11 protein-coding genes are annotated in these 12,047 nt (G+C 45.7%); 7 read left to right on the top strand and 4 right to left on the bottom strand.

The genetic code is table 11. The features are described 5' to 3' along the window. Positions 1 to 215 precede the first annotated feature (215 nt). The 3 genes from EA392_03560 to EA392_03550 form a co-directional block, all read right to left on the bottom strand. Positions 216 to 788 (bottom strand): AraC family transcriptional regulator, encoded by a 573-nt coding sequence (locus EA392_03560; protein ID TVR40627.1) that lies wholly within the window; start codon positions 786 to 788, stop codon positions 216 to 218. Positions 789 to 860: 72 nt separating this feature from the next. Continuing rightward, positions 861 to 1,142: a hypothetical protein gene (locus tag EA392_03555; GenBank protein TVR40626.1), complete on the bottom strand. Its 282-nt coding sequence runs from the start codon at positions 1,140 to 1,142 to the stop codon at positions 861 to 863. Between the two features lie 36 nt (positions 1,143 to 1,178). Then, on the bottom strand, positions 1,179 to 1,823 hold the full coding sequence (locus EA392_03550) for a DNA-binding response regulator (protein ID TVR40633.1): 645 nt from the start codon (positions 1,821 to 1,823) through the stop codon (positions 1,179 to 1,181). A gap of 629 nt (positions 1,824 to 2,452) precedes the next feature. On the opposite strand from EA392_03550, the gene EA392_03545 reads away from it, so the two are divergent. From EA392_03545 to EA392_03525, 5 genes are all read left to right on the top strand, one after another. Next, positions 2,453 to 3,013 (top strand): hypothetical protein, encoded by a 561-nt coding sequence (locus EA392_03545; protein ID TVR40625.1) that lies wholly within the window; start codon positions 2,453 to 2,455, stop codon positions 3,011 to 3,013. A 411-nt stretch (positions 3,014 to 3,424) separates the two neighbouring features. After that, complete coding sequence (locus tag EA392_03540; GenBank protein ID TVR40624.1) at positions 3,425 to 4,360, top strand: sulfotransferase domain-containing protein; 936 nt, start codon at positions 3,425 to 3,427, stop codon at positions 4,358 to 4,360. Positions 4,361 to 4,566: 206 nt separating this feature from the next. Then, positions 4,567 to 5,481 carry a hypothetical protein gene (locus EA392_03535; GenBank protein TVR40623.1) on the top strand — a complete coding sequence of 305 codons (915 nt, stop codon included), beginning with the start codon at positions 4,567 to 4,569 and terminating at the stop codon, positions 5,479 to 5,481. 25 nt (positions 5,482 to 5,506) lie between these two features. Beyond that, positions 5,507 to 6,367: a hypothetical protein gene (locus tag EA392_03530; protein ID TVR40622.1), complete on the top strand. Its 861-nt coding sequence runs from the start codon at positions 5,507 to 5,509 to the stop codon at positions 6,365 to 6,367. A gap of 841 nt (positions 6,368 to 7,208) precedes the next feature. After that, positions 7,209 to 7,400 carry a hypothetical protein gene (locus tag EA392_03525; protein ID TVR40621.1) on the top strand — a complete coding sequence of 64 codons (192 nt, stop codon included), beginning with the start codon at positions 7,209 to 7,211 and terminating at the stop codon, positions 7,398 to 7,400. Positions 7,401 to 7,502: 102 nt separating this feature from the next. Here the strand turns inward: EA392_03525 and EA392_03520 are convergent, their stop codons facing one another. Beyond that, on the bottom strand, positions 7,503 to 9,977 hold the full coding sequence (locus tag EA392_03520) for a hypothetical protein (protein ID TVR40620.1): 2,475 nt from the start codon (positions 9,975 to 9,977) through the stop codon (positions 7,503 to 7,505). A gap of 189 nt (positions 9,978 to 10,166) precedes the next feature. Here EA392_03520 and EA392_03515 point away from each other — a divergent pair, with 189 nt between their 5' ends. Further along, on the top strand, positions 10,167 to 10,520 hold the full coding sequence (locus tag EA392_03515) for a hypothetical protein (protein ID TVR40619.1): 354 nt from the start codon (positions 10,167 to 10,169) through the stop codon (positions 10,518 to 10,520). Between the two features lie 234 nt (positions 10,521 to 10,754). Beyond that, positions 10,755 to 12,035 carry a DEAD/DEAH box helicase gene (locus tag EA392_03510; protein ID TVR40632.1) on the top strand — a complete coding sequence of 427 codons (1,281 nt, stop codon included), beginning with the start codon at positions 10,755 to 10,757 and terminating at the stop codon, positions 12,033 to 12,035. The last annotated feature ends 12 nt before the right edge of the window (positions 12,036 to 12,047 follow it).

Below are 12,047 nucleotides of genomic sequence, written 5' to 3'. Positions count from 1 at the left end.
AGCGTTCGTTTGATTTTGCAAAAAGCGGCTGCCCTATGAGGGTGGCCGCTTTTTTTTGCTTCAGGCTTTAGTAAAAATGGAGGGGAGACACCAACCGATCACAGCCCAATGTCCTCTGTCGGGAATTGCAATGTGAAATGCCTGTGAGATTAAAAAAAACCTGAGGAGGAGAATGGGTCGCTGATTTTGAGATAGATCAGCCCGTTAAAAGCAGCTTACTTCCTGTCCACATCTTCCAATGCGATGCGTTTTCTGTACAACTGCATTTTTTTGAAGTAGGATGGTGTAAGGCCGGTAATTTTTTTGAATTGATTAGACAAATGGGCAACACTGCTGTAATTCAGCTTGTAAGAAATTTCTGTTAGCGTGAGCTCATCATAGAGCAACAATTCCTTTACGCGCTCAATTCTGTGGGCGATGATGTAGTGCTCTATCGTGGTAGCCATAACGTCAGCAAAAATGCCAGACAGGTAATTGTACTCGTAACCCGTTTTCTCACTAATAAAAACAGAGAACTTTACCTTGGGCAGTTCATCGCTGTAATGAATCATCTCAACAATGATGTTCTTTACCTTTTCGATGATGACACTTCTTTTATCCTCAATCAACTCCAGTCCGGATAATTGTATTTGTTTGCTAAACTGTTTTAGTTGCTCAGGTGTGATGGATTCCAACAACTCAACCATTCCCAGGTCTACACGGAAATATTTCATACCTACGTTCTCCAACATCTCTTTCACGAGTAGTTTGCAGCGCAGGCTTACCATATATTTTATGTAGAGCTTCAATGGGGTTGATTAGGGACATTTATCCGTTGCGTGGTTTGGTGAATGTACACAAAAAAAACGATTAGCTGGAAATTAATGAGTAGAAAAAATATTGGTGAGCCAGAAGGATAGACCTTGAGCGACTGAGAGCAATTTTGAAAAGCGCTGTTTTTCTATTGTGAAAAAACCCGAGGTAATCGCATTAAGGCTTATAGGTAATGAAGCCTTAACCGTTTTGTGAAAGCCGTTATTTCCGCTGAGGAATAGAGATTGGAGAAAAAAGATGTTGCGCGGAGGGGTTGATGTCACTGCATCATTGATTTGAGGGCTCATTTCTGAATTGAGGCTGAGTGCCGGGCAGTATTTTTTGCTCACCTGAAGCCATCAACTGAAGTAAAGATTCATTCTGGCTCACTCGTAAAACCCGTGCTTCATGGCGAACACCACGATGCCCGCGATGTTTCGCGCACCGATTTTTAGCAGCAGGTTGTTCCGGTGTCCTTCCACTGTTCGTGGGCTTATGAAAAGTTTTTCTCCGATTTCTGCTGCGGTGAATTCCTGACAGATCAGTTTGAGTACCTCAATTTCCCGGCTTGTAAGGTCATTGCCAGGCAGGAAAGAGGGTTTAACTTTTTCTCCTTTTACCAGTCCGTGCAGCATAACGCGCGATACCAGTTCTGTGAAAAAGTAGCCTGTTTCGTTTACTGAATGTATTGCGCTGATAATGTCATCGGGGTCTGCATTTTTAAGCAGGTAACCCCGGGCGCCAATTTCCATCAGATGTACAATGAACTTTTCATCGTTGTGCATGGAAATGACAATAACCTTTACATCGGGATGGTGCTCCTTCAGGTACTTTGTGGTCTCCATGCCGTCCATTTCTGGCATTTCGAGGTCCATAAGCACCACGTCGGGTTTCACTTGATCCACGGTCTCGGTAAACTCTTTGCCATTGTCAGACTCGCTTACCACTTCAAAGTTGTTGTGAGCTGAGAGGAGAGCTCTTATTCCGGATCGGAAAAGTTTGTGGTCATCTACCAGGCTAATTCTGATCATGGTTGTTGGTTTAAATCGGGTGAACGTATTGGTTTGGTTCATATTTGGTTCGGTGCTAAAGTTAGAAAAAGAAACCCATTTGCTCATGGGTTTTGTCTTTGGTGAAGCGTCAGGAGTCTCTGTTGGTGAAAAGGTTTTTGGCGTTAATGACGGTTTTCTGAGACAATCCAGCAGCCACTGGTGTTGCATGTGGGTCAATTGATTAAGGCGTTGAAAGTCTTTTCTTCCTTTTCGTCCTTCTCTAAGCCAGACTGCTATAAATGCGCACACTGCGAGTATGGATAAAACAAACAAAGTGATGTTTAGCCCATGCATAAAGTTGAGTGATGTCATGCCGGCTTCTATGCTTGGACAGGGCAGGGCGAACTGTGGATCCGCTTCAATGGTAAGGCAGTATCCATTGTAGGTCGCGCATTCATGAGAGGTGTGGCGGGGTGCTATGAAGCTGTTTTTCAACACTGAATTCTGCTGCCTTTTGAAGGTTCTTTTGATGTACTACAAAGGTGGGATGAAGCCCGAGGCTGCCATCAGGTAGAACTACGTGTTTTAGAAATGGGGTGTATTTACGCTTAAAAAGGGGCTGGTAGCTGCGGACATTTGTGGTGTATAAATCAAAAAACACATACGTCATGAAAACGCTCAGCAATCAATTCTCAACACTTGTTCTTGTGTGTATGGTATGGTTCGGGTTTCAAACGGATTGCACCGGTCAGAACGCAAGGAGCGAGTGGCAGCCGGTTCAAAACCTATTTGTTTCTGCACAGCAGCTCACACCGTATAAAGCCGGTATGTCTTTGCTTACCGACATGGCTGACGATGCCGATATTATCCTGGAGCATCCGTCCGGCATTCTGATGTTTGTGTCGAATGTAGAGGAGCTGGATATGGACATGGAGGATGAACTGCTCTATGGTATGCGGGGGTTCAATGGATCCAGTCTTGTACCTGACGGCAAAACCTGCGCATTACGCAATGCAATCGGAATGGGTATCACCATGCGCGGTGAGTTGGGTCCCACAAAGATTGCTGCTTTCAGGGCTTTGTTTGTTGATGAAGCAGGATACATCACCCAGGTGGTGGCCATCCAGAAGGAAATAATGGGAGCCCTCGCGCTCCCCGAAGTTGTGCAGCGCTGGATTGAACAGAACTTTGAAAGAAGGGAGAGGGTGCTGGCGAGGTGTGGTGGTTGAGAACTGTATCCAGAGAAATTGTAATTGTACAACTCAATTAATTCAACGCTAAATACAATCTGCGCCATCATTATGCCTTTGGCGAAAATGTAGTGTTCATTTGGGCGTGTCAGGGTATGGTCATGTAAATTTGCTCAGAACCGATTTAGATTAAGGTTTTTGAATGAACCAATCGAATAACAACAATCAATTATTAATCAAAATGTGTAAACCATGAAAAAAAAGAACATTTTCAGAATTTTGTTAGCGGCCCTGATGACAGTCAGTGGACTCACGTCATGCAAGCGCTGTGTTACCTGCACATATTATGGCTCTGTTTATGAAATTTGCCGTGAACAATACAGGTCCAAAGTGGCTTTTGATGCGGCTGTTGCTTACTATGAATCATATGGGGCGCGTTGCCGCTAAGTGATGTGTATGTTTTACTCAGGCAGGGCCCGGGTTCTGCCTGGGTTTTTTACTCCCGATATGAACATTAAACTAAAAGTATTGACAGGAGCTGAAGGCTTGCTTAATAAGGCAATCGATCGTTGTACTGCAGCTTTGGTCAGTGTGAGGGAGCAGCGATATTTGGAACAATTTGTTTCGCGCGAATCTGATATTTACATCTCCACATTTCTGCGTTCAGGTACTACCTGGGTGCAGATGATAGTTTATCAGTTGCTCACAGACGGCAATATGCGGTTTAATCATATTTATGATGTGTCGCCCTGGCTCAGTAATGAAGCGGTCTTGGGGCATTCAGCAGACAGAGTAAACGCATTGGCCTCACCACGGGTATTCAAGTCGCACGATCCCTATGACAAGTTTGACCCCAACAATAAATTTCGGTTTATTCATGTGGTACGGGATGGAAGAGATGTTGCGCTCTCGCTGTTGCACCATCGCAGAAATTACAATGATGTAGATGAAAGCATCACCGATGTTTTTAATGAGTTTATACTTCCGGATTCCGATTACAATTGGTTTGGTCATACCAAAGAGTGGATGGAGAATCGGCATGGCTTCAATATAATTCATGTTCATTACGAAGATTTGCTCTCCGATTTTGAAAATTCTGTCCTGAGAATTGCCGGTTTTTTGAATGTAAAGGTTTCAGAACGCGACATGAAGCGTATCACAGAGAGATGCAGCTTTGAGTTTATGAAGAAGCATGAAGATAAATTCGGCGAGCAGCAGGGAATCCAGCGGGTGTATAATCAGTTTATTCGTAAAGGTGTATCAGGAGGTGGAAAGGATGCGCTTTCCGAAGAGCAGAATGAGCTCTTCGCACGCTGCTTTCACGAACAGCTCTATGGACTCCGTAACAGCGTTAGCCAGCGGGAAAGTAAAGAGCTGATGTTCTGAGTTGTATTGTCAATGGCGAGTTTCCGTTGGCCAGTAAATGGGATTTTAAGGCCTATCTAGGGTGGGGCTGCCATTTTGCTTAGCGCTTAAACCCTGTCTGCCAGGCTGCACGTAAATATACCCGGTTTTGGAAACAGGTAGAATTGCTATTTATTTTTTAACGGGCTGTATGGACCTTCGCTGATGTAATTTGGAAATGTGATAAAATGAAGACAATAATTATTTTTTTAGGCTTGATATTTACACTGGAGATTGCATTGGCTCAGGCTACAGAAAATCAGAAGAGATTGGCAGCCATCCAGCAGGAAATTGATGCTGCTGTTCAACATGAGGACTTTCTCAGGGCAGCAAATCTGGTTAAGGAGCGTGATGTGCGTAAAGAAATTGAAAAAGCCATCCAGAACGAAGATTTTATAAGGGCTGCTGAACTTAGAGAACTTCTGGTATCCGGTTCAGATAATTCGGATTCAGAGTTGAAGAGAAGGCTGCAGGAGGCGTTGGATGTTGAGAATTACCATCTGGCTCAAGAGATTCAGAATGAAATTGACGGGATATTTCCAGAGGCATCAAGTTTAACGGAGTGGCACAATGGTTCACCACAAGTTGCACTTGAAGATGACTATTACTATCCGACCAATGAAACCGGGCAGCCCTTGCGCCTTCAAGTGCCTGAGTTTTACAACCAGGTGTATAAAAGGGAAATGGATGGTTCTGTAAGCAGTCTTGAAAAAGTAAATGGCCAGTTTAAGTCAAGCGGAGGTGGGTACGGTGGATTTTCTGGCAGACGCACATCTTTTGTGCTTGCTGGCCGGCAGTCGCGTATTTTATTAACAAAGCAGGACCTTAGTTTTGTTGTTCGTGCCGATTTGGGTGTGGATCCTTCCGATATCATTCAACTTGTTAAGCTGGATGTGAAAGGAAATAATCGATACGCCCACATCTCGGAAGGCCGCACTTTTGTGTATGCCGGGTCATCCAATCAGGTTACAGACAATCTTAGAGAAATTTCCTTTGAATCGCTGGGCGAAGGTATCTTCCAGATAAAGGTCCACAGCAGTTTGGCGCCCGGTCAATATGCCTTTAAGAACGGAGATAAATTTTTCGCTTTCACTCTCCGGTAATTAGTCAACATTTAATATTTACAACATGAAAATTATTGTTCTCATACTGGTGTCATTGGTTGTGACGGTGGGTTCTTTAAGCGCCCAGATTAGCAACGAAGAAAGGTTGGCTCAGATTGAACGGGAAATGAGTGAGGCTGTCAGCAGCGGGGACTATGAGCTTGCGGCGAAACTAAAGCGCGAAAAAGAACTCAGATTACAAATAAAAGATGCCATTGATCAAAAAGACTATGCTCGTGCAGCAGAGTTAAAAGAAAAGTTGGATGGCACCAATCAGAAAGCTTCTCCCAGGGTTAAAGCGGAGGCTCCTGGGCCTGAAAGAAAATTGACGGAGCAAACTTCTGATGACGCGAGCCAATCAACAGCAACCCCAAGATGGGTGCCGTTAAACAACCTAACCTGGTACAGGGCTACGAAAAGTGGTTTTTATATCAACGGATTATTTGGAGGGATAGACCATTGGAATGTTAGAGGTGTTAGTTCTGGATTAAGGCCTGGATTCAGTTTTGCTGGTGGTGGGCGAATCGGATCAAAGTTTTTCTTTGGTGAGAAAGAGCGAAGATCAAGAGTAGGGTTGGATCTGATGTATATTTCTGCGATTGGCAGCGATTGGGGCGCTCAGTTGGGCATTGGCAACATTGGTTTGACATGGGCTGGTGCATTTACCCGAAAATCAGGAATTGAGTTCACTCTTCTTGGCGGAACCAACATATTCTTAGATTACTTTGGGATTATGGAGCAGGTGAGGATGGGACTTTGTGTCTCGCCACAAATGAAATTCAGGTTTTCCTTTTTTGATCTCGGAGCAACTGTTATTTACTCCAATCCTTTTGGATACAATCTTGAGTCGGTTATTGTGGGAGCTATAGTTGGGTTTAAGTTTTAGCCATCTGTAGGAGGCTGGATTTAGTGAAACCACTTTAAGGAAAGTTAAACCCGGGTTAAGCAATTCGCCGAAGCCAATAAATATTTTGGGCCAAACGTGTTTATGTGTTAACCCTCACAGGCCTCAACACTCCGCCCCTTTCAGTATTTAATATTGGGCTGATGCGGGAAGCCACTTGTTAATTCGGCAAGGACGACTCGAGATGATTGTGTGTGATTCTCCACGTTGAATTGGTATTAAGATGAGCGGGTTGCCTTATTCAGGGCTTACGGGAGCGCATGTGAATGCGCCATAGAAGTCGTATACCTTTTGACCTTTTTATATGGCAGTAAGCGATCACGTATTTTTACTCATATGCCAATTCAAGTATTTCTGCGCTCAAGCTTAAAAGGCTTGCTTCCGACTTTTGGAGTGTTCAAATGAATCATTCACTAAAAAACCAAAAGTCATGAAAACGAACAAATCAATTTTACTCGCAATCTTCTCGGCAATCATTCTTATTTCTTGCTCAAAAGGTGGTGAGATAGGGCCACAAGGACCGCAAGGCCAGCAAGGTCCTCCGGGGCCGGCTGGTGCATCGAACCTCTTAGGGTATTACGATGTAACGCCACCTTTGAATCAATTTGCGTGGCAAAGTAATGGGGTATATCAGTATCAAACCACAACTTCACAATTTCCCCCCATTAATCTTAATAATAACACGGTAGTTGGTTTCATGCTTAATACGGTCACTACAAGTGCACAATTCGTGGCATTGCCGCACAATCATTATTGGAATAGCGGTAGTGTGTATGTGAAGCATTATTTTGCTGTAGCGGGCAATGGACGCCTCTGGTTATATATGAGACGAAGTGATGGAGGGGTTCCTTACGGTAATCAAAATGATCCTGTTCAGTTAGGGTATCGTTTTTTTGTTTTGAAAAAAGCTCAAATTCCCGATGATTTGAATTTGGATTCTTACGAGGAAGTAGAAAGGTTTGTTATCCAAAACCCTGAAGCAATAGAATTCGTGTCAAACGCTGAAATACGTTGATAGTATTGCAAGCCAATAACTAACAGTTCAATTGATGGGTGAATGTGTTAGGAATCCGAATTCAGTAAAGGGGGTTGTCTCAGTGGCAGCCCCCTCTTGTTATCAGGCAACCCGGCCTATTGAGTGTTTAGACAATGCGATATCAATCCTCGTCCCCTTACCCGGAGCGCTTGTCAGTGTCATCTCCCCACCGGCCAGTCCCACGCGGTTTTCGAGGTTCTTGAGGCCCAAACCGGTTTGCCCGGAGCGCGATTGCTGCAGCGCATTGATGTCAAATCCTTTCCCGTTGTCAGAAAAAGTTAGGTGTAGATTTCCGTTTTCCTCTTTCAGTCGGAGATTAAATGTTGTGGCTTCTGCGTGCTTCATGGCATTGTTCATCATTTCCTGAATTACGCGGTAAAGCGCCAGTTCGCGTTCAAGCTCCATGCGGGTAGTTTGGGTGGGTAGTTCTTTTTGAATGGTAATACCCGTGGCCTCGCTTACTTTATCTGCCAGCTCATTGAGCGCGTGGGTCAATCCAAACTTTTCGAGGGTAGGGGGCAGCAGGTCTTTGCTGATGCGCCGCACGTTGGTAATCGTTTCATCAACCATGTTTACCGCGGGTATCACAGGGTTGTCCTGGTGTGCAAGTTTTGTTGCTGCTGCGCTTAGTTGAAGTCGAATGGTAGAGAGCATGGCCCCCACTTCGTCATGCAGGTCCTGGGCTATACGTCGCCGTTCCTGCTCCTGGCTTTTGATGGAGGCATGGATGAGCTCCTGTTGGTAAGCCGCTTCCTTCTCTTTGAGCATCAGTTTGTTTTTGTTCACCTTGCGTTGGTAGAACAAAAACGTAATGAAAATCATGAACAGCCCACCAGAGGCGTACAAGTTGCGCTCGGTTTCTTTTTGGGCCAATAGAATGCTATGGTTGAGTTTGCTCGCCTCTTCCTTTGCAAGGTAGTGGAGACTATCTGCCAAAGCCTTTTTTTCGTATGCATACTGGAATTCAAACTTTGCAAGTTGCTTAATGTTATCCTTGCTCAATAAACTGTCGCGCATCAGAATATACAGTTCGTGCATTTCCAGCGCGGAACGTGCATCGCCAAGTAATTTGTTGGTGAGGTACAATTGATTGGCGGCATCCCGTATTTGCTCTATTGAACCGTGGTTTTCTGCATGCTTTAGGGCTTTCTCGCCCAAGGCCCTGGCTTGTAAGTATTTTCCGTCATCCAATAAGAGCATTGCCATACTTGTGAGGGGATGCGCAATTCTTTGGAAGTTTTCGAGTTCTTCACTAATCTGTATGCTTTTTTCAAAACATTCCATGGCAAAAACTCGGTTGCCCTTATCTCTATTGACCAGACCAATATTGTGAAGGGCCGTGGATTCACCTTTTCTGTATCCTATTTCCTGATAAATAGCGAGTGATTTTTCAAAGTGATGAAGGGCAACATCCAGCTCTCCATGTTTAAAGGCAATGTCGCCTATGGATACATGCGTCTCACCTATCTCTTGTTTCGCCTCCAATTCTTCGAAAATGGATAGGCCTTTCAGGCAGTACTCCATAGCACGGTCGTAATCATTTTGATCGTGGTGAATCAATCCCAGGTTTACATACGATTGCCCTATCCCGTGTCGGTCGCCCGATTTTTCCCGAAGTCTTAGTGCGCGGTGATTGTAGTTTATTGAGCTTCGGTGGTCGCCCATGTTTCTTGAAGCCACACCCAATGCGTTCAAAACCTGTGCGGCTGTGCCGAAATCATTCTGCTCCTCGAAAAAGGCCAGGCTCTGGTTGAAATTTTCTATTGCCAGCTCATATTGACCGCGGTCATAGTGTATGATCCCCAGATTGTAGTGTGTTACAGCAATTCCGTTTGCATCCTCTAAAGAAACCCTGATGTCGAGCCCTTGCTTATAGGCGTAAATAGCACTGTCAATCCTTCCCAAATTATTGTAGATTATCCCAAGATTGTTCCACACCGTAGCTTCTATAAAATGCTCCTCCTCATGCGCAACAATCTTTAAACTGGGTCGCGCGTATTTCAGAGCCAGTTGAAAATCTCCCTGGTCGTTGTAACAGTTGCTGATGTTCAACAATGACCGGGCAACTCCGATGCTATCACCAATCAGCCTTTGAAGTTTAAGGCTTTGTGCATAATGTGAAATGGCATCCCGGTATTTTCCGGTTGCCCGGTAGGTGACTCCAATACGGTTCAGGCTATTGGCAGCACCCGCCACATCGCCGGTGGCTTGCTGAATGTTAAGCGCCGCATTGAAGTTTTGCCTTGCCAATTCCGGGTTTCCCTTTTGGTGAAAAAGCATTCCCTTCAAGGTGTGGGCTTTTAAAATGTACAGGCTGTCAAGGGAGCTGCTCGCATGGTTTAGTAGCATTTCAGCATACCGCAAGGCACTGTCAGGATAGGTGCGCGAAAAGTTGTTATGGTGAATGAAGGCATCCAGGGCTTTAAGCCGAATGGTGTCATGGTTGTTTGTGTTGCTCCATAATGTCCAGAGAGAGTCTGAATGGCACACAGCGTTTGCAGTTACAAACAGACTGAATAGAAGGATGAAGGCTGTTTTAAGCAATCGGTTGTTCATGGCTTGGTTGTTTGGTGCTTCAATGATAAGAAAAATACAGGCATCAATTGAATATCAGTGTATGAGAAGTATTCCTTCTCCGCTTTAAACCGAGTAGATATACGTGTTTTCCGGATTAGCGTAATTCTGCGCTAAAGCTCTGGTCTCATCTGCACGACTTTTACCGTGTGCAATCAAACCTTAACAGCCATGATACAAAGTCCTAAGATTTTACTCAAAACCACCAAGGGCTATACGTTCCAACCATTGAATGAAATATTGTTTTTTAAGTCCTGCGATAAGTATGCGGAAATGCACTTGCTCAACCAGGGTGTAACAATGGTATTTCACAGCCTTTCAGAGCTCGAAGAAAAGTTGTGCTGTGGTGCAAAGGTCGGTCTCTACTGCTATTTTCGATGCCACCGCCAGTATATCGCAGCACTTCACTTTGCCGCACACTGGAAGGAATCTAATGGAATCGAAATGGAAAATGGCACCATCATTCCGGTAAGCCGGGAGCGTGTGAAACCGATCAGGAGATTTTTGCACGCCATTGGTGACTAGCCCCTCAGCATGCAGTCTTCGCTTCGCGCATGGCCGATACCAGTCCGTGCAGCATAACCATGATTTCCTCGCGTCGGCAATTTCCTGTTGCAAGTAAGTCGCCTCGGATCTGACGCGGAGGTATTTCTCCCTCAAACTTACGCACCTAATAAAAAAAGCGTACCTTTGCAGCTCAATTCTTATCGAGGCCCGCATGAACGAATGAAGCAGGCCACACAACACCCCCTATTTTTTATGACATTTGATTCATTGAACCTTCACCCTGCCCTGCTGCGTGCAGTGGCGGAAGAAGGCTACACCACACCTACACCTATTCAGCAACAAGCCATACCGGTAGTAATGTCGGGCCACGATTTACTGGGCTGTGCCCAAACCGGAACCGGCAAAACCGCTGCCTTCGCCATACCCATTCTACACCAATTGATGGAGCGACGCAATCCCCAACAGGGTGGTCGCCGGCCGATACGCGCCCTCATTGCCACGCCCACCCGCGAGCTGGCCATTCAGATTGGCGAAAGTTTTGCGAACTACGGCCGCTATACGGGCTTGCGTCACACTGTGATTTTTGGCGGTGTAACGCAAGGCTCTCAAACCCGCGCCCTGCAACAAGGCGTGGATATCCTGGTGGTGACCACAGGCCGTTTGCTCGACCTTCAACAGCAAGGATTTATTCGCCTGAATGACCTGGAAATTTTTGTGCTCGACGAGGCCGACCGCATGCTCGACATGGGCTTCATCAACGACGTGCGAAAGATTCTGAAAATCATTCCTCAAAAACGACAAACGCTGTTGTTCTCGGCCACCATGCCGGATGATATCGTGAAACTTTCCCAGAGCATGTTGCACCAGCCAAAACGTGTGGACATCACCCCGCAGGGTACCACCGCCGAAACCATCCACCAGCAACTTTACTACGTGGAACGGCAAGATAAAAACGATCTGCTTGTGCACCTCATTAACGAGGAAAAAATGGACACCGTGCTCGTTTTTACCCGCACAAAGCACGGCGCCGACAAGGTGGTGCGTATGCTGAACAAGAAGAACATCACAGCCGAAGCCATTCACGGCAACAAATCGCAAAACAACCGACAGCGGGCGCTGAGCAATTTTAAAGACGGTAAAACGCGTGTGCTGGTTGCTACCGATATCGCCGCAAGAGGGATTGATGTGGAAGGACTCACCTATGTGGTGAACTACGAAATTCCCAATATCAGCGAAACATATGTGCACCGGATCGGTCGCTCGGGAAGAGCTGGTTCTGCCGGACGTTCTTTTGCGCTTTGTATGCCCGAAGAGGTGAAAGACTGGAGAAGCATTGAGAAACTTATCGGACTTAAAGTGCCCGTGGTTACCGACCACCCCTATCCCTGTGAGAATCCAGGCGTATATCGCGAAGCCCCAAAAGCGGAGCAAACAGGCGGCCGGCGCAATCACCAAAGGCCGGCAGCATCTCATTCCTCGGCAACTCCACGACCTAAGCGTTTCAGTAGGTCTTTCGGCTCGGGCAGGAGATAATATTCCACAGAA

This window comes from Cryomorphaceae bacterium (genome assembly GCA_007695365.1).
Lineage (GTDB): Bacteria > Bacteroidota > Bacteroidia > Flavobacteriales_D > SKUL01 > SKUL01.
The sequence above is the reverse complement of the archived record's forward strand: the minus strand, read 5'-3'. Positions and strand labels throughout refer to the sequence as shown.

What these genes read in the sequence shown, in the direction of transcription:
- EA392_03550 (TVR40633.1), bottom strand. Translation starts at nt 1,823, where the DNA reads ATGATCAGAATTAGCCTGGTAGATGACCACAAACTTTTCCGATCCGGA.
- EA392_03545 (TVR40625.1), top strand. Translation starts at nt 2,453, where the DNA reads ATGAAAACGCTCAGCAATCAATTCTCAACACTTGTTCTTGTGTGTATG.
- EA392_03540 (TVR40624.1), top strand. Translation starts at nt 3,425, where the DNA reads ATGTGTATGTTTTACTCAGGCAGGGCCCGGGTTCTGCCTGGGTTTTTT.
- EA392_03535 (TVR40623.1), top strand. Translation starts at nt 4,567, where the DNA reads ATGAAGACAATAATTATTTTTTTAGGCTTGATATTTACACTGGAGATT.
- EA392_03530 (TVR40622.1), top strand. Translation starts at nt 5,507, where the DNA reads ATGAAAATTATTGTTCTCATACTGGTGTCATTGGTTGTGACGGTGGGT.
- EA392_03525 (TVR40621.1), top strand. Translation starts at nt 7,209, where the DNA reads ATGAGACGAAGTGATGGAGGGGTTCCTTACGGTAATCAAAATGATCCT.
- EA392_03520 (TVR40620.1), bottom strand. Translation starts at nt 9,977, where the DNA reads ATGAACAACCGATTGCTTAAAACAGCCTTCATCCTTCTATTCAGTCTG.
- EA392_03515 (TVR40619.1), top strand. Translation starts at nt 10,167, where the DNA reads ATGATACAAAGTCCTAAGATTTTACTCAAAACCACCAAGGGCTATACG.
- EA392_03510 (TVR40632.1), top strand. Translation starts at nt 10,755, where the DNA reads ATGACATTTGATTCATTGAACCTTCACCCTGCCCTGCTGCGTGCAGTG.